Raw genomic sequence first — 16,251 nt, 5'->3', positions numbered from 1 at the left:
CCGGGCCTGTTTAGCGTAAATAGAATACAACTATGCAAACCATGAAATCTATTATAGCGCTGCTTTTTCCTGTTTTTCTGGTAACGGGGGGATTCCTGTCCTGCGTTGGTCAGACGCAATCAGCTAACCAGAAACAAGCCACCGCCAGCCGGGAGCCGAAAACGGTTGACTCGCCCGGCGGTCGCCGGGTGGTAAAGCCCAATGCCGAATGGGCGAAAATCCTGACGGCCGATCAGTATGCCGTTATGCGGGAACAAGGGACCGAACGGGCCGGTACCAGCCCACTCAACCGCAATAAAGAAAAAGGGATTTACTACTGTGCCGCCTGCCACAATCCGCTGTTCAGTTCGGCTGCTAAGTTCGAATCCGGCACCGGCTGGCCCAGTTTTTACGAACCTATTGCTAAAAACGCCGTTCAGGAAGAGTCGGATCGCAGCTATGGTATGGTCCGGACCGAAGTGTTATGTTCCGTCTGTGATTCACACCTCGGTCATGTGTTCGACGATGGGCCTAAGCCAACCGGCCTGCGTTATTGCATGAACGGTGTAGCCCTTACGTTCGAAAAGAAGTAAAAAACCTGCCTGAAAATCAAGACAATACCCGGCCGGGCTGCATCGCAGTCCGGCCTTTTGGCATTTTATCGGTAGATTTTGCGTTATATTTACGGGCCTTCTTCGGGCCAATTATCACCAAAAACAAGGTTATTAAATCATACACATGAGTGATTTTTGGGAGCGTCTTCGCGCCTTCTGGCACCGGATTACACAAGGAATTCGCGGTCTGATCTATAAAATTGTTGCTGCCATTGCCGGGAAAGAGCGTGTCGATCGCTGGATGTATTCGTACAACCAGTCCAGGCAAAACTTCCGTTCCTTTGTTCACCAATACATTGACCCGGAGTCGAGCTACTATCCATTTCTGCGGGGCTCGGCCAAGTTCTTTCTGAACGCCCTGCTTTTGCTGGCCATATACATTTTTTTGCTGGAAACCAACTTTCTGTGGCTGACCGGTGAAATGCCTAGTGTAGAAGATCTGAGGAACCCGAAGCTTAATCAGGCGTCGGAGATCTATACGCTGGATGGCGTGGAAATTGGCAAATTCTTTACCGAAAACCGGACGCCTATCGAGTTTAAAGATATTCCGAAGCATGTTAAAGATGCTTTGATTGCTACAGAGGATATTCGCTTTTATAAGCATTCCGGCATAGACACCCGGGCGCTGGGGGCTGTAGCTCTATCGGTTTTGACCGGAGGAGACCGGGGCGGAGGTAGTACCATTACCCAGCAGCTGGCCAAAAACCTGTTTAAAACCCGCCGTAGCTCAAAAGGGATTCTGGGTCGGATTCCGCTCGTGCGGACGTTCGTTATCAAATCGAAAGAGTGGCTGATGGCCAAAAAGCTGGAAAGCAATTTCACCAAAGATGAAATTCTGACGTATTATTTCAATACCGTCGATTTTGGCAGCAACTCATTTGGTTTGAAGACAGCAGCACGTACCTATTTTAACAAAACACCGGATAAACTAAACATCCAGGAAGGTGCCGTACTGGTCGGTTTGCAGAAAGCGACCACCACGTATAATCCGATCCGGAACCCCAAGCGCTCCAAAGAACGCCGGAATGTGGTCCTTAGTCAGATGGCAAAATACGGCTATCTGAGCAAAACTCAGGCAGACTCCATCACCAGCTTGCCCCTGGAAACGGACTTTACGCCCGAAAACCCATCGGCCGGCCCGGCCAGCTACCTTAAAAATGCGGTGGTTGAGTTTGTGCGGGACTGGGGCGAACGCAACGGCTATGACCTGTATACCGATGGACTTAAAATTTATACGACCATCGATTCGAAGATGCAGACGTACGCCGACGAAGCGGTTAACGAGAAGATGAAGCAGCTTCAGCGGGTATTTGAAAACCATTGGAGTGGGCGCAACCCCTGGTCCGACGAACGAGGTAAGGAAATTCCCGGCTTTATTGATACGGTTGCCAAACGCACCGAGCGCTACCGGGGTCTCATCCGACGCTTCCCCGACCAGCCGGATTCGGTTCGGTATTACATGAAGGTCAAAAAAAATAAGATCAAAGTGTTTGACTGGAGTGGCGAACGCGAGGTGGAAATGACTCCGTATGACTCTATTGCGTATTACAAACGGTTTTTGCAGGCCGGTATGGTTGCTATGGATCCATATAATGGTCATATTCGGGCGTGGGTGGGTGGTCTGGACCATAACTACTTCAAATATGACCACGTAAAACAGGCGAAACGACAGCCGGGCTCGACCTTTAAACCCTTTGTCTATGCAGCGGCCATCGACGATACGAGTATGAATTTAAGCCCCTGCGATCGGATCAGGGATGAGCCCTTCCGCAAGGAGTTTGTCGAAAACGGGGAGAAGACGTTCTGGGAACCCAGAAATTCGACCGGTTATTACAGCTACGCCAACATGACGCTCCGCCGGGCACTGGCCCGATCGGTTAACTCCATAACGGCACGTCTTACCGACCGGGTTGGTCCTGAAAAAGTGGCCGAATACGCCCATCGTCTGGGCATCAAGAGCCGGTTGCAGGCGGTACCCTCCATCGGCCTGGGTTCTTCAGACGTATCGCTGTACGAAATGGTATCTGCCTACTGCACCTTTGTCAACGAAGGGACGTATACCGAACCCATCATCGTTCAGCGGATAGAGGACCGGAACGGCAACGAAATAGAGGTATTCCGGGCGGAAAGTAAACAGGTGCTGAGCCCCGAGACAGCGTTTCTGATGGTACACATGCTGCGGGGCGGTCTGGAAGAACCCGGTGGTACTTCTCAGAACCTTTGGTCGTTCAATATTTTCAGGAACGGCCACCAGATGGGCGGCAAAACCGGTACTACGTCTAATAACTCAGACGGTTGGTTTATCGGCGTTTCCAATAAACTGGTTGTGGGGGCCTGGGTAGGGGGCGATGACCGTAGTATTCACTTCCGGTCGACGGATCTCGGTGAAGGGGCCAAAACAGCCATGCCGCTGGTTGGTCGGTTTTTGGAGAAGGTGTATGCCGACGCTAAGTTCAAGGATTTACAGGGTCCCTTTGCCAAACCTACGGTTCCGATCATTAAACAATACCTCGACTGTGGGGGCGGATACGAAGAAGAACCGGCCGAACCAGACACAACCGAAGTAGACGAGGAGTTTGACGATTCGGAGTTTGAGCCAACCGTACCAACGGCACCGGAACCGGTGCCGGATACCACGGGAAACCGGGAACAATAGGGTTTATACAGGCTGTTTTCACCGTTTTGGCAGATGGTCTTTAAACACCCCTGCCTGCTGTTTGGTTACTTAATTAACCAATTAGCAACGTATATGAACCATAATGCCCCAAAGCCTGAGAATATGAGGTCAATTCCATCGGGTATGGACATTGACCCCCGTGCAGATGAAGAGGTGATTGATCAGCAGGCTGGTGGCTCCGGTGCGAAGGACCAATATCCTGCCCCGGCCGATCAGCCGGAATATGGATCAAAACAGACGTTTCCCAAAGGGGATAGCCAGACCAGGAGTGAACCGCTGCCGGGTGCCGTAACGGCAGAAGAGGATTTATCGAAGGCGCTTGCTTACGCGCTGGATGGTTCGGGATCTGGTCCGACCGGCAATGAACCAACCACGCCGGAACGCAAAGTAATAACGGAAGGCGTTACCGGTGCCGGTCTAAAAGAGGAAGAAGAGAATCTACGGGATTCAACATTAACAGGTGAATAAACAGGAAGCATGGCCGGCAGAAATACCGGCCATGCCCTTGTATACGCTATACCATCTCTTTGTACTGCATCCGGTACAAATTGGCGTAGGCCCCTTCCTGCTGCAGCAGTTCTTCGTGGGTACCCTGCTCCACAATCCGGCCTTTATCAACAACAATAATTTTATTGGCCTTCTGGATGGTAGAAAGCCGGTGGGCAATCACGATGGCCGTCCGGCCTTTCATGAGTTTACCGATAGCGTCCTGAATCATCTCCTCTGTTTCGGTATCGACCGAAGAGGTGGCTTCGTCCAGCACAATAATTTTGGGGTCATGAACCATAGCCCGCACAAATGATATAAGCTGCCGCTGCCCAACCGATAGGGTAGAACCCCGTTCCATGACGTTATAGGCGTAGCCGCCGGGCAGGCGCTCAATAAATTCATCGACTCCAACCAGTTTAGCCGCTTCGGCCAGTTTTTCGCGGCTGATGGTGGGGTCCCCGAGCGTAATATTATTCTCGATGGTATCGGAGAACAGGAATACATCCTGCAGCACTACGCTGATGTCCCGGCGAAGCGCCCCTAATTCATATTCGTGAATATCGACACCATCTACGTAAATATGCCCTTTGTTGATGTCGTAAAACCGGCTCAGCAGATTGATGATCGACGACTTACCGGCTCCGGTAGCGCCCACAAAAGCCACCGTCTCTCCTTCGTTTACTTTGAACGAAATATCCCTGAGCACGTACTCTTCGTTGTTGTAGGCGAACCAGACGTTTTTAAACTCGACCTCTCCCCGCAGGGTTTCGGGTTGGTAGGTGCCGTTATTTGCGGTAAACTCATCGCTGTCGAGCAGTTTCAGAATGCGGTCGGTGCTGACAATACCCATCTGGAGGGTGTTAAAGCGGTCGGCCAGCATCCGAATTGGCCGGAAGAACAGGTTGATGAACATAATAAAGGCGGTTACCGTCCCGAAGGTCACCTCCTGCTGCAAAATTTCGCGGGCACCGTACCAGACCACCAGTCCCGTACCGGCAGCGGCAATAACATCGGCCACCGGAAAGTAAACCGAGTAATACCAGATAGACCGAATGTGGGCTTTGCGGTGCTGGTTGTTGATAGCGCTGAATTTTTCGCTTTCGATTTTCTCGCTGCCGAAAATCTGGACTATGCTCATACCCGTAATATGCTCCTGTACAAAGGAGTTGAGGTTGGACACCGCCGTCCGCACCTCATTGAACGAATCCTTGATTTTTTCCTTGAAAACGTACGTACTCAGCAGCATCAGCGGAATCATCGACAGGCTGATGGCGGCCATGCGCCAGTCGGTCCAGAACATAACGGCTACGATCAGGATGAGTTGCAGAATATCGCCGGCAATGGCGGCCATACCCTCAGTGAATACATCGGCCAGGGTTTCGATGTCGGAAATGGTGCGCGTCACCAGCCGTCCGATGGGCGTATTATCAAAAAATTTCAGCCGCAGGTGCAGAATTTTATGGTAGAGCTGAATCCTGATATCCCGGATGACGTGCTGCCCGAGCCAGCCCGACAGATACGTGTTGGAAAACTGCAGAACAGCCTGCAGCACCAGCACGACCACCATCACCAGCAGCATCAGGGTCAGGCCCTGGTAATTGCCGTTGGCAATCTCATTATCAATGGTATACCGAATCAGCAGTGGGGTCACTGGAGCCAGTAGGGCCGCCAATAAAATTAAGAAGACAACCAGATAAAAACGCCCCTGGTAAGGTCGGACAAAACGATACAGCCGCTTCAGGATAACCCAGTCGAAAATCCGGCCGCTTTTCTTTTCTTCGTTCACAGAGCTATTGAGATGAGATATGGGAGGTTCGGTTTTGTAACAGAATTTTCCAACCGAAAGTTACAGTTAAGAGTTTGAAGTTTGTAGTTTGTAATTGTTTCAGGTTTCAGGTCTCAAGTTCCAGGTTAAGTGGATACCACCCGAAGAACATGAAACCACCGGGATACCCCGCTGAAACTTGGAGCCTGGAACCTGGAACATCAAACCTCAAACTTCAAACTAAAATGAGTTGGGATTGGATACTTAGCGCCTGCATGGGTGTGGGATTAGCCGCCTGCTGCGGCTTTCGGGTGTTTGTGCCGCTGCTGCTGGCGGGGCTCGCTACAAAAATTGGGTTGATTAGCCCGCTCTCGGGTATGGAATGGGTCAGTACCTGGTCGGGAATCCTGGGGCTTGCGGTAGCCACGGCTGTTGAGCTGGGTGCCTACTACGTTCCCTGGCTCGACAATCTGCTCGATACCATCGCAGCACCGGCGGCAGTGATTGCCGGTACCCTGCTCAGTACATCGTTTTTTCACATCGACAACCCCATTCTCGACTGGGGCTTAGGCCTGATGCTGGGTGGAGGTGCCGCCGGCCTGGTACAGGCTGGTACCAGTCTGCTCCGGCTGGGATCAACAGCCACCACAGGCGGGCTGGGAAATCCGGTGGTGGCCACCACCGAGAACGTAGCCTCGTTTGGTCTTTCGCTGTTTACCTTATTTCTGCCGCTGATCGCTTTTGTGATTATTGCCTTTATTCTGATTTACATAGCCGCCCGCCTGCTGACCCGCCGGCGGTTCTGGTTCACCCGACCGAAAGCTCAGCCCGGCAACCCACTCGATCAGATACCCAGAAGTAGCAATGGCCGAGGGTGAAGGTGGTTGAGTGGTTAACTGGTTAATTTGGGGTGATGAGCCGGGTTCCAATTTCCGCCGGCGCGTGGAATACTTCTTTTGGCTGGTAGGCTTTTAAGGCATCGAGGTTGGTATATCCCCAGGCAACGGCCCCGAAGGCGGTACCTTCGTCGTGGGCGGCTTCGATGTCGCGGATTTCATCGCCGATGCAGAGCGTCTGGCCGGGCCTGAAGCCACTCTTTTTGAGGACCTTCCGGATTTTTGCCCGCTTCCCGAACAACGAGGAGCCGCACTCGATATAGTGCAATAATGCCTGATTCCTGGCTCCCAGAATTTGCGATACGTTTTCGCGGGAGTTGGAGGTGATAAGCGCCAGAGTAATTCCCGCTTCTGACAACTGCTGGAGTACCGTATCGATACCGTCGAACAAAGCGATCTGGTCAGCGTGCCGGGCCATCAGCCGAACGGCGTCGCGGCCAATCAGGGGCACTTGCCAGTACGGAATTCGTAGCTCCTGCATAATCTGCCGCGCTCCCAGGCTCCGCAACCGCTCTACCTGACTTTCGTCGACTTTAGGAAAATGGTACCGGTCAGCCAGTTCGTTCAGCACTTGCCCGAACGCCGGCAATGAATTCGCTAACGTACCGTCGAAGTCGAATATTACCAGCTTGTACATAGGCGAGGGGTGAAAGAGCGAATGAGCGAATGAGTGGGGCGCGTAGCCTGAAACGGCTCTGGTTATCTGGCGTTTGGTGTCTGAGAGTCCGGGTTGTGCAGGTCGGTGTTACCGTCGAGGTACTTTAGGTTAAATGTAAACTGATTGATGCGCCAGCTCTTGTCTTCGTTTATCAGTCTGAAGTCATAACTCCCGACAAAGGTGCGGGTATTTTGGCCGGTTGAGTTGGGCAGGAAATGGGTGGCGGTGGCGTAGCAGAACGCTTCGGCCTGATCGCCATGGATGCGGACCCGGTAATTTCCGGCCTGGTGGTGAACGGCTTTCAGCGGAGCCAGCCCCTGCTCCCAGCCGGCGGCAATCTCCTGCGCCGTTGTAAGGGCCGGGGCGGCACCCGTCATGGAACTCATGTCAAACATGACCAGCTCGGTAAAACAGCGTTTTACGGCTTCCCAGTCGCGGCTGTCGGTGGCAATAAACAGCAGGTTAATGGTGTCAATTATCCGATCTTTCTCCAGCAGCAATTTCAGTTGATCATCCATGAGTACATTTTTTGCGGTCTGCATTGGCCATAAAAATACCCCTCAGCCCGATTAAAACCAGCCTGAGGGGTATAAAAGTTAACGAATGGCTATCGGTTTACGCCAGCGTCTCTACCGTCCGGCGCACAAAGGCCGTCAGGTCGGCACCGGTCAGCATGTTTTGCGACAGCAAGGCCAGATCGTAAAGCTGCTTGGCCAGTTTCTGCTGAGCTTCCCCTTCTTCGGCGGCCAGCACCTTGGCCGACAGCGGGTGGTTGGCATTCACCACTACGTTATACGTATTCGGCATGTTGCCGTAGAACGACCGTTCGCCCGACAGCGCCGACATATCTTTCATCCGGCGCAGAAACTCCGGCAGCGTGATAGTGACCGGCAGTTCATCGGTCGGCATGGCCTCTATACTCACCGTGAGTGCCTTGTTGTCCAGGGTTTTCTCGAATACCTCCTTTAGTTTGGTCTGATCGGCTTCCGATAGCACACTTTCGTTGTTCAGCCCTTTGTCGACCAGTTTATCGAGCGTATCGGCGTCTACCCGTTTGAAGGTTGTTTTTTCCAGTTTAGACTCCAGGGCGTTGATGAAATGCGGATCGATGACATTATCCAGCAGCACCACATCATAGCCGCGCCGGCGTGCCGACTCCACGTAGGCATCCTGCTGATTCCGGTCGGTTGCGTATAGCACCACCACATTCTCGTGTTTGTCGGTCTGGTTGGCCTGTACGTACTCCCGGTATTCGTTCAGGGTAGACCATTTCTCGTCGACGCTCTTCAGCAGGCAGAATTCTTTGGCTTTTTCCCAGAACTTATCGTCGCTCAGGATGCCGTACTTGACAAATAGCCCAATGTCTTCAAATTTCTCCTCAAACGCTTTCCGGTCGGCCTTGAACAAATCGTTTAGTTTGTCGGCCACCTTGCGGGTGATGTAGCCGTTGATCTTCTTCACGTTGGCGTCGGCCTGCAGGAAGCTTCGCGACACGTTCAGCGGAATATCCGGCGAGTCGATCACCCCGTGCAGCAGCATCAGAAAATCGGGGACCACGTCTTTCACCTCGTCGGTGATAAACACCTGTCGGCTGAAAAGCTGAATCTTTTCCCGGCGGATCTGGAAATCGTTCTTCAGTTTTGGGAAATACAGTACGCCCGTCAGGTTGAACGGATAATCCACATTGAGGTGAATCCAGAACAGCGGCTCTTCGGAGAACGGATACAACTCCTGGTAGAATTTCTTGTAATCCTCATCGGTCAGCTCCGAGGGTGATTTGGTCCAGATCGGCGTGGTGTTGTTGATGACTTTACCCTCGAACTCGATCTCCACCGGCAGAAACCGACCGTACTTCTCCAGAATGCCCTGGATACGGCTATTCTCCAGAAACTCCTCCGAATCGGCGGCCATATGCAGGATTACGTCGGTACCGCGTTCGCTGCGTTCAGCCGGGGTAATCTCAAATTCGGTAGAGCCGTCGCACACCCAGCGGGCTGCCATGTCACCTTCCTCCCGGTACGACTTGGTTATGATCTCTACTTTATCGGCTACCATAAACGCCGAGTAAAAGCCCAGACCGAAATGACCGATAATGGCTTTATCGTCAGGTGCCTTGTCTTTGTATTTTTCCAAAAATTCGGCCGCGCCCGAGAAAGCAATCTGGTTGATATACTTCTTGATTTCATCGGCCGTCATACCAATACCCTGGTCGCTGACGGTGATCGTTTTAGCCTCTTTATCCACGGACACGGTCACCTTCAGGTCGCCCAGTTCGCCGTTAAAGTCGCCGAAAGATGCCAGCTTTTTCAGCTTCTGGGACGCATCAACGGCATTGGATACCAGTTCACGGAGGAAAATTTCATGGTCGGAGTAAAGAAATTTCTTGATGATCGGAAAAATATTTTCCGTGTGGATGGATATCTGGCCTTTCTCGTTCTGTACAGCTTCCATAGAAAACGTCAGTGATTGAGTGAATTTGCAGTTTATAAATACCTGCCTGCCGGTGCTCAAACACTGTTCCAGACGGGTCGGGGCTGACACATTGGCAGAGATGAAGTGGTTAGTCAGTAGTCGTTAGTCAATAGTAAAACCGGCGGAGCCACTCACGACTATTGACTAACCTGAAACCTGAAACAAAACAGCCTTGTTTTTATAGAGTATGACAACGAAAACGTACACTGATATTGATACGGCCAGCCTGGAGCACCTGCGACAGCAGCCCGACACGGCGGTTATTGATGTGCGCGATGAATGGGAATTTGAGGAGTTCAATATCGGCGGGATTAACATTCCCCTGCCTGATATACGGGCCAGAAAGAGCGAGCTACAGAATTTTAAGGCGCTGATCTGCATCTGCACCAATGGCGTCCGGAGCCGGATTGCGGCCAAAGATCTGCTGCGCCAGGCAGAGTTACAGAACAAGATCATTTACCATCTAAAAGGGGGCATTCTGGAAGCAGAAGATTAAAAAAGGGATACCGATTGTTTCAGCATCCCTTCACTATTGATAACCCTGATTTACGAATTCTTCATACCATCCTTAATTGACTTGGCAGCCTCGTGGTGTTTCCGGAGTGTCGGCAGCGTTTTGGCGGCAAACGCTTTCACGTCTGCATCTTTGGCATTGTTGGCCGCTTTCTCAAACAAATCAATGTCTTCATCGTGGTCGTCTACCATCAGGTCCATGTACGCCCGGTCGAAATCGGCGCCCGACTTACTCCGCAATTCGTCCACGTGTTTCCGGTGGTCTTCACCCATTGATGTTGGTAAGGTGATGTTTTTGCGGGCGGCCAGGTCTTTAAGTTCGTTATTGGCCTTGGTGTGGTCCTCAACCATCATTCGGCCAAATTCTTTTACTCGTGCATTTTGGGCTTTTTGCTGAGCCAGGTTTCCGAGTTCAACCTCCATCATGCCTCCGCTGGCCGCTTTTACGGCAAAGTCGGCATCATTTTCCAGAACGGCCGCCCGCTGGTCCCGATCTGCATCGTCCAGCGAATCAGCTTTTCGCTCATTAGCCTCTTCAGCCCGTTCAGTACTATCTTCATTTTTCCGGGTGTTACAGGCCTGAAAATTCCAGGCGGCAACTACCAGCAGCAGACACATACTCAGTTTTCTCATAGTTCAGTGTGTTCCGAGTTCTACAAATAAGTCAAATGTACGTAGAACGAGCCCCAACGTATAAGGTTTTGCCGACCGGAATCTTACTTACTGAATGGGAAAATAGGCCACTAGTAACTCACCTGACCACCGAATACGCGGTGAGCCGGGCCAATCAGCGATATATCCCTAAAGCTGCCATCCTGTTGCGGTGTAAAGGCTACCCGGAGGTCACCGCCCAGCGTGCGAATGGCAATAGGGCTGCTGAGGCCATACTGGCGGTGAACGGCCAGAGCAGCCGCCGTTACGCCGGTCCCGCAGGAGTATGTTTCGTCTTCGACGCCCCGCTCATAGGTCCGCACAAACAGATGCTGTTCATCAAGTACCTGCACATAATTGACATTAGTCCCACCCGGGGCAAAGGGCTCGCTGTACCGAATCGGCCGGCCTTCGGCCACCACATCCAGCGATTCCAGATCTTCGGTGAATTTGACCACATGGGGGGAGCCGGTATTCAGGAATATGTAATGGGGCTGCACCGTCATGCCGCTGACGGTATTCATCTTCAGCGCTACCACGTCTGGGGTCACCTCTGCCTCGTGCGCTCCGTCTACGGCAATGAAGCGTGTCCGGCGGTCAAACACCCCCAGGTCGTGGGCAAAGCGAACGATACAGCGTCCGCCGTTGCCGCACATGCTTCCTTCGGCTCCATCGGCATTAAAGTAAATCATCCGGAAATCGTAGTCCGGATCGTTGCGGAGCAGAATCAGCCCATCGGCACCGATACCAAATCGCCGGTGGCAGAGATGAGCTACCAGCGCCTGATCCTGCACCGGAAAAGTTTCGGCCCGGTCGTCGATCATCACAAAATCGTTGCCGGTACCCTGGTATTTATAAAAGTCGATAGTCATTTGTAAAAACAAAAAAGCTGCCTTTCCAGACAGCTTCCCCGAAAATGTTGGTGCCGGAAAGGCTTAAGCCGCTACGGTTGCTTTAGGCTTCCGCTCTTTTACGCGGGCAGCTTTACCCTGACGACCGCGCAGATAGAACAGACGCGCCCGACGAACCTTACCCAAACGAACCACTTCGACTTTGTCGAGGTTCGGCGACAGAACCGGGAAGATACGCTCAACACCGATGCCGTTGGAGATCTTGCGAACGGTGAACGTTTCACCGTTGGTGTTCGGGTTCCGGCGTTGGATCACCGTACCCTGAAAAATTTGAACACGCTCTTTATTTCCTTCACGAATTTTAACGTGCACGTTGACCGTGTCGCCGGCGCGGAAATTCGGGATGTCAGTCCGACGCTGTGCGTTGTCGGCTTCCACCAGTTTAATCAGCTCACTCATGACCTATGTATCGTCAGATAAGAATTTGCGAAATGAGCCGCAAATATAGCGAATAATTTGGTTACCAGAAAATAGTTTTGCAAAATTACAGCTCTTGTTCCTATCAACGTATGAAGATTCTAAGCGTCGAACAAATTCGTCAACTCGATCAGTATACCATTCAGCATGAACCCATAGCGCCCATCAACCTGATGGAGCGTGCCGCCCAAACCTTTGTCGACTGGTTTACAGCGCGGTTTACCACCTCCTATCCGGTTAAACTGTTCTGTGGCCTGGGCAACAATGGGGGCGACGGACTGGCCATTGCCCGCATTCTGATGCAGCAGGGGTACACCATTGAGGTTAATATTGTTCGCTATGCCCCGCGTGAGTCCGATGACTTTATGCATAACCACCGGCGACTCAAGCTGCTCACTACCCTCAACTACATCGAGCAGCCGAACAACATTCCCGCCATCCGGCACAACGAGATTGTGATCGACGCCATCTTCGGCTCCGGCCTTGACCGGCCGGTAGACGGTATTGCCAAAAGTGTGATCGAGACCATAAACCGGGCACCGGCTAAGGTTGTGTCGGTCGATATTGCCAGTGGGCTGTACCCCGATAAGCCGAATGGACCGGACGACGTTATTATCGAGCCGGACTATACCGTCACCTTCCAGTTACCCAAAATCGGCTTTCTGCTCCCCCGCAACAGCCGGTACGTAGGTCAGTGGCACATCATCGATATTAAGCTTAGCAAGCGCTTTATCGACCAGACCCCTACCCCTTATTTCTACACCACGCCCGAAGAAGCCCGGCTGCTGCTGCGGCAGCGGGAGCGGTTTTCGCACAAAGGCACGTTTGGTCACGCCCTGCTGCTGGTGGGCAGTTACGGCAAAATTGGGGCGGGGGTGCTGGCGGCCCGGGCCTGTCTGCGCTCCGGAGTGGGATTACTAACGGTTCAGGCACCCCGCTGCGGGTATGCGGTACTACAGACGGCTGTTCCGGAGGCTATGTGCCGCCCGGATACGCACCAGTATGTGTTGTCGGGGCAAAGCGAAATCGAAGGGATACCGTATGAGGAGTTCACGGCCATTGGTGTTGGTCCCGGTATCGGCAAAGCCCCCGAAACGGCAAACATGCTACGGACGCTGCTCAGTCAATACCGAAATCCGCTGGTCATTGATGCCGATGCCCTGAACCTGCTGGCCGAAAACCGGGACCTGATGTCACTGATCCCGGAACACAGCATCCTGACTCCTCACCCTAAAGAATTTGAGCGGCTGACGCAAAAGTGGGAGAACGACTATGATAAACTGGAAATCCTCTGCGATTTTGCCCGGCGCTACCGAATTGTTGTTGTACTGAAGGGTGCCCATACTGCTATTGCCACGCCGGAGGGAGATATTCACTTTAATTCCTCGGGCAACCCGGGCCTGAGTACCGGTGGTACGGGTGATGTGCTCACGGGTATTCTGACAGCTTTGCTTGCCCAGGGATACGATTCTGTTGAAGCTGCCGTTTTGGGGGTTTACCAGCATGGTCTGGCCGGTGATCTGGTAGGCCGGCAGCGGGGCCAGATTGGCATGACAGCCACAGACGTGCTGGATGCCCTCCGATGGTCCTGAAACCGTTTCCTAATTCCTCTAGTGTAGAAAAGTTATCTTTTTTTGTGGAATTATTTCCACAATCAACAGATTTTTAGGCCTTTACATATGTGCCTCTTTGTATACGTGAGAAAATTTTAATCTCCTGTTGGAAAACGAACAGCCAATGTTTTCGTTATAGAGGTAATCGCTCCACAAAAGAGGGGCATTTGTTCCACAGGTTAGGCACCAATTTTGTAATAGATTGCCTTACCAACCAAAACCGACGTATCTCATGAGAAACTTTGCACAAAAAGACTGGCGTCTGAGCCGGTCCGCCAAAAAATCAAGCGTTGACATGGATCAGACGACTGCCTTGGGCGGATTATCATTAGCTTTGTTTGGTTACATCCTGTATCACTTTATCTACCCCTTAATCGAAAAAGGTCTTATATTCTGATGGGTATCTCCCACAAAAAAGGCGATCTACCGCTGTAGATCGCCTTTTTTTATGCCTCTTTGGGGAATTACGTCATTATCTGGTACACCAGAAAAGCAGCCAGATACGCCAGCGCGCTCATGTAGGCTAACTGCACCACCGGCCATTTCCAGCTTTTGGTTTCCCGATAAACCGTTGCCAGCGTGCTCATGCACATCATGGCAAACACATAAAATACCAGCAGCGAAAACGCCAGAGCCGGGGTGTACATTGGTCCGCCAGTATCCGGATTACGTTCCGACCGCAGCCGATCCCGAATGGTTTGACTGTCTTCGCCTGCATCGCCGATGCTGTAAATGGTTGACATAGTGCCGACAAACACCTCGCGGGCGGCAAATGAACTCAGTAAGGCAATGCCTATTTTCCAGTCGTAACCCAGCGGTTTGATGGCCGGTTCAATAAAATGACCGAAGTGGCCGGCATACGAGTATTCCAGTCGCTGAGCTGCTACCTCGTTCTCCAGGGCTGCTTTTGGAGCCGTCGTGTTCTCCTGCCGTACTCTGGCCTCTGCCCGCTCCATAGCATCGCCGGGGCCGTAGCTGGCCAATACCCAGAGCACAATGGAGATAGCCAGAATGACCCGGCCGGCCTCCCAGACAAACGCCCGGACACTTTCCCAGACTGTAAGACCCACGTGATTCCAGCGCGGCAGCTTAAAGGTGGGCAGTTCCATTACAAACAGGCTGCGTTCGTTCGTCTTCAGGATCGATTTCAATATAAAAGCCGCCACTAACGCAGCCACAAAGCCCAGCAGGTAAAGACCCAGCAGCGCCAGCCCCTGTAGGTTTAATAAGCCTAATACCGGCTGATCGGGCACCACCAGGGCAATCAGAATGGTGTAGATCGGCAAACGCGCCGAGCAACTCATCAGGGGTGTTACCAGAATAGTAATGAGTCGTTCGCGCCGGGTACCGATGGTACGGGTCGCCATGATGGCCGGTACGGCGCAGGCCACGCCCGAAATCAGCGGCACTACACTGCGGCCGTTCAGCCCAAACTTGCGCATGATCCGATCCATCAGTACCATCACCCGCGACATATAACCCGACTCCTCCAGTACCGATACCAGCATGAACAAAAAGGCTATCTGCGGAATAAACACCAGAATACCGCCAATCCCGGCCAGCACGCCATCGGTAAGCAGACTGGTGAGCGGACTATCCGGCAACTGCTCCTTCAGCGTTCCGTTGAGCCAGGCCACCCCTTCGTCAATGGCGTTCATAAACGGCTCCGCCCAGGCAAAAATAGCCTGGAAAATGAGCAGCAGAATAAACAGGAACAACAGATAGCCCCATACCGGGTGCAGTAACACTTTATCGATACGCTGACTCCACGTAGGCTGGTTCAGCGGTCGGCGGTCAGTGACGGCCTCCGTCACTACCTCAGCTATACGCTGGTAACGCTGGATGGTTTCCTGCGCCTGAAAATCGGGTTCGCTGAAGCGATAGCGGTCAATAAGTCCGTCGAGCCCCTCGCGCTGCCGCCGGTTCAGGAACGAGAAGCCATCGTGCTGCATCACATATTGGAGCGCCAGGTAATTGTTGTTGAGCTGGTAGTTAGCTTTGGTATCTTCAATCAGGTCAGGTACAGCTTCGGCCGGGTCAAAAAAGAGCGCCTGAACGTAACTAGGCTGGTTTAGCTGCGCCAGAACGGCTTGTTTCAGGTTGCTGACCCCTTCGCCGGTCCGGGCGTTGATTCGTACCACCGGCACTCCCAGCTTCATGGCCAGTTTCACGGCGTTCACGTCGAGGTGTTGCTGTTTGGCTACATCCAGCATGTTCAGGGCCAGCACCACGGGCAGGTTCAGATCAGCAATCTGGGTAAAGAGCAGCAGGTTCCGGCGGAGGTTGGAGGCATCGACTACCACCACGGCTACATCCGGGTAATCGGGATGGTGCGGATTCGCCAGAATATCGGTGACGATCTGTTCGTCAAGTGACTTTGGATAAATGGAGTATACGCCGGGTAAGTCAACTACGGTAATATCGACAGGCTTTTGCCCATGCTGACCAGGGAGGGTAAAGGTACCGGACCTTTTGTCGACCGTAACGCCGGGGAAGTTACCGGTTTTCTGCCGCAGACCCGTCAGTTGGTTAAATAACGACGATTTGCCTGCGTTTGGATTACCGATCAGTGCTATTACAGGATGCGATTTCAACG

The 16,251-nt window shown here is 52.5% G+C and carries 15 protein-coding genes; 7 read left to right on the top strand and 8 right to left on the bottom strand.

Translation table 11 applies throughout. The annotated features are described in order from the left end of the window. Positions 1 to 41 precede the first annotated feature (41 nt). From msrB to ABD931_RS00970, 3 genes are all read left to right on the top strand, one after another. Complete coding sequence (msrB, locus tag ABD931_RS00980; RefSeq protein WP_345264450.1) at positions 42 to 572, top strand: peptide-methionine (R)-S-oxide reductase MsrB; 531 nt, start codon at positions 42 to 44, stop codon at positions 570 to 572. Positions 573 to 717: 145 nt separating this feature from the next. Further along, a complete protein-coding gene (locus tag ABD931_RS00975; RefSeq protein WP_345263016.1) occupies positions 718 to 3,249 on the top strand; it encodes a penicillin-binding protein 1A in 2,532 nt (843 codons plus the stop codon). 123 nt (positions 3,250 to 3,372) lie between these two features. After that, on the top strand, positions 3,373 to 3,738 hold the full coding sequence (locus tag ABD931_RS00970) for a hypothetical protein (protein WP_345263014.1): 366 nt from the start codon (positions 3,373 to 3,375) through the stop codon (positions 3,736 to 3,738). A 46-nt stretch (positions 3,739 to 3,784) separates the two neighbouring features. Here ABD931_RS00970 and ABD931_RS00965 read toward each other — a convergent pair whose 3' ends face one another. After that, entirely contained in the window at positions 3,785 to 5,545 is a 1,761-nt protein-coding gene (locus ABD931_RS00965; RefSeq protein ID WP_345263012.1) for an ABC transporter ATP-binding protein, read from the bottom strand. A 224-nt stretch (positions 5,546 to 5,769) separates the two neighbouring features. Between ABD931_RS00965 and ABD931_RS00960 the strand changes: the two genes are divergently transcribed. Next, complete coding sequence (locus tag ABD931_RS00960) at positions 5,770 to 6,402, top strand: DUF4126 domain-containing protein (protein ID WP_345263011.1); 633 nt, start codon at positions 5,770 to 5,772, stop codon at positions 6,400 to 6,402. A gap of 22 nt (positions 6,403 to 6,424) precedes the next feature. On the opposite strand, the gene ABD931_RS00955 is transcribed toward ABD931_RS00960, so the two are convergent. The 3 genes from ABD931_RS00955 to htpG all read right to left on the bottom strand — a co-directional run bounded on the left by ABD931_RS00955 (position 6,425) and on the right by htpG (position 9,529). After that, positions 6,425 to 7,057, bottom strand: coding sequence for an HAD hydrolase-like protein (locus ABD931_RS00955; protein ID WP_345263009.1), 633 nt, complete (start codon positions 7,055 to 7,057; stop codon positions 6,425 to 6,427). A 62-nt stretch (positions 7,058 to 7,119) separates the two neighbouring features. Beyond that, positions 7,120 to 7,596 carry a nuclear transport factor 2 family protein gene (locus tag ABD931_RS00950; protein WP_345263007.1) on the bottom strand — a complete coding sequence of 159 codons (477 nt, stop codon included), beginning with the start codon at positions 7,594 to 7,596 and terminating at the stop codon, positions 7,120 to 7,122. A gap of 97 nt (positions 7,597 to 7,693) precedes the next feature. After that, positions 7,694 to 9,529, bottom strand: a complete 1,836-nt coding sequence (htpG, locus tag ABD931_RS00945) for a molecular chaperone HtpG (RefSeq protein ID WP_345263005.1) — start codon at positions 9,527 to 9,529, stop codon at positions 7,694 to 7,696. Positions 9,530 to 9,737: 208 nt separating this feature from the next. Between htpG and ABD931_RS00940 the strand changes: the two genes are divergently transcribed. Continuing rightward, positions 9,738 to 10,046 carry a rhodanese-like domain-containing protein gene (locus tag ABD931_RS00940; protein ID WP_345263002.1) on the top strand — a complete coding sequence of 103 codons (309 nt, stop codon included), beginning with the start codon at positions 9,738 to 9,740 and terminating at the stop codon, positions 10,044 to 10,046. A 50-nt stretch (positions 10,047 to 10,096) separates the two neighbouring features. On the opposite strand, the gene ABD931_RS00935 is transcribed toward ABD931_RS00940, so the two are convergent. The 3 genes from ABD931_RS00935 to rplS form a co-directional block, all read right to left on the bottom strand. Beyond that, positions 10,097 to 10,696, bottom strand: a complete 600-nt coding sequence (locus ABD931_RS00935) for a DUF4142 domain-containing protein (RefSeq protein ID WP_345263000.1) — start codon at positions 10,694 to 10,696, stop codon at positions 10,097 to 10,099. A gap of 110 nt (positions 10,697 to 10,806) precedes the next feature. Then, positions 10,807 to 11,586, bottom strand: a complete 780-nt coding sequence (dapF, locus tag ABD931_RS00930) for a diaminopimelate epimerase (protein WP_345262998.1) — start codon at positions 11,584 to 11,586, stop codon at positions 10,807 to 10,809. Between the two features lie 63 nt (positions 11,587 to 11,649). Then, positions 11,650 to 12,024, bottom strand: coding sequence for a 50S ribosomal protein L19 (gene rplS / locus ABD931_RS00925; protein ID WP_345262996.1), 375 nt, complete (start codon positions 12,022 to 12,024; stop codon positions 11,650 to 11,652). A gap of 110 nt (positions 12,025 to 12,134) precedes the next feature. On the opposite strand from rplS, the gene ABD931_RS00920 reads away from it, so the two are divergent. Both ABD931_RS00920 and ABD931_RS00915 read left to right on the top strand, forming a co-directional pair. Next, on the top strand, positions 12,135 to 13,634 hold the full coding sequence (locus ABD931_RS00920; RefSeq protein WP_345262994.1) for an NAD(P)H-hydrate dehydratase: 1,500 nt from the start codon (positions 12,135 to 12,137) through the stop codon (positions 13,632 to 13,634). 253 nt (positions 13,635 to 13,887) lie between these two features. Further along, entirely contained in the window at positions 13,888 to 14,052 is a 165-nt protein-coding gene (locus ABD931_RS00915) for a hypothetical protein (RefSeq protein ID WP_345243430.1), read from the top strand. Between the two features lie 67 nt (positions 14,053 to 14,119). On the opposite strand, the gene feoB is transcribed toward ABD931_RS00915, so the two are convergent. After that, on the bottom strand, positions 14,120 to 16,249 hold the full coding sequence (gene feoB, locus ABD931_RS00910; protein WP_345262992.1) for a ferrous iron transport protein B: 2,130 nt from the start codon (positions 16,247 to 16,249) through the stop codon (positions 14,120 to 14,122). Between the last annotated feature and the right edge of the window lie 2 nt (positions 16,250 to 16,251).

The organism is Nibrella viscosa (assembly GCF_039541875.1).
GTDB classification, from domain to species: Bacteria; Bacteroidota; Bacteroidia; order Cytophagales; family Spirosomataceae; genus Nibrella; species Nibrella viscosa.
The sequence above is the reverse complement of the archived record's forward strand: the minus strand, read 5'-3'. Positions and strand labels throughout refer to the sequence as shown.

Excerpts from the sequence above, each read along its gene's own strand:
- msrB (WP_345264450.1), top strand. The coding sequence starts at position 42 with ATGAAATCTATTATAGCGCTGCTTTTTCCTGTTTTTCTGGTAACGGGG.
- ABD931_RS00975 (WP_345263016.1), top strand. The coding sequence starts at position 718 with ATGAGTGATTTTTGGGAGCGTCTTCGCGCCTTCTGGCACCGGATTACA.
- ABD931_RS00970 (WP_345263014.1), top strand. The coding sequence starts at position 3,373 with ATGAGGTCAATTCCATCGGGTATGGACATTGACCCCCGTGCAGATGAA.
- ABD931_RS00960 (WP_345263011.1), top strand. The coding sequence starts at position 5,770 with ATGAGTTGGGATTGGATACTTAGCGCCTGCATGGGTGTGGGATTAGCC.
- ABD931_RS00955 (WP_345263009.1), bottom strand. The coding sequence starts at position 7,057 with ATGTACAAGCTGGTAATATTCGACTTCGACGGTACGTTAGCGAATTCA.
- ABD931_RS00950 (WP_345263007.1), bottom strand. The coding sequence starts at position 7,596 with ATGGATGATCAACTGAAATTGCTGCTGGAGAAAGATCGGATAATTGAC.
- htpG (WP_345263005.1), bottom strand. The coding sequence starts at position 9,529 with ATGGAAGCTGTACAGAACGAGAAAGGCCAGATATCCATCCACACGGAA.
- ABD931_RS00940 (WP_345263002.1), top strand. The coding sequence starts at position 9,738 with ATGACAACGAAAACGTACACTGATATTGATACGGCCAGCCTGGAGCAC.
- ABD931_RS00935 (WP_345263000.1), bottom strand. The coding sequence starts at position 10,696 with ATGAGAAAACTGAGTATGTGTCTGCTGCTGGTAGTTGCCGCCTGGAAT.
- dapF (WP_345262998.1), bottom strand. The coding sequence starts at position 11,586 with ATGACTATCGACTTTTATAAATACCAGGGTACCGGCAACGATTTTGTG.
- rplS (WP_345262996.1), bottom strand. The coding sequence starts at position 12,024 with ATGAGTGAGCTGATTAAACTGGTGGAAGCCGACAACGCACAGCGTCGG.
- ABD931_RS00920 (WP_345262994.1), top strand. The coding sequence starts at position 12,135 with ATGAAGATTCTAAGCGTCGAACAAATTCGTCAACTCGATCAGTATACC.
- ABD931_RS00915 (WP_345243430.1), top strand. The coding sequence starts at position 13,888 with ATGAGAAACTTTGCACAAAAAGACTGGCGTCTGAGCCGGTCCGCCAAA.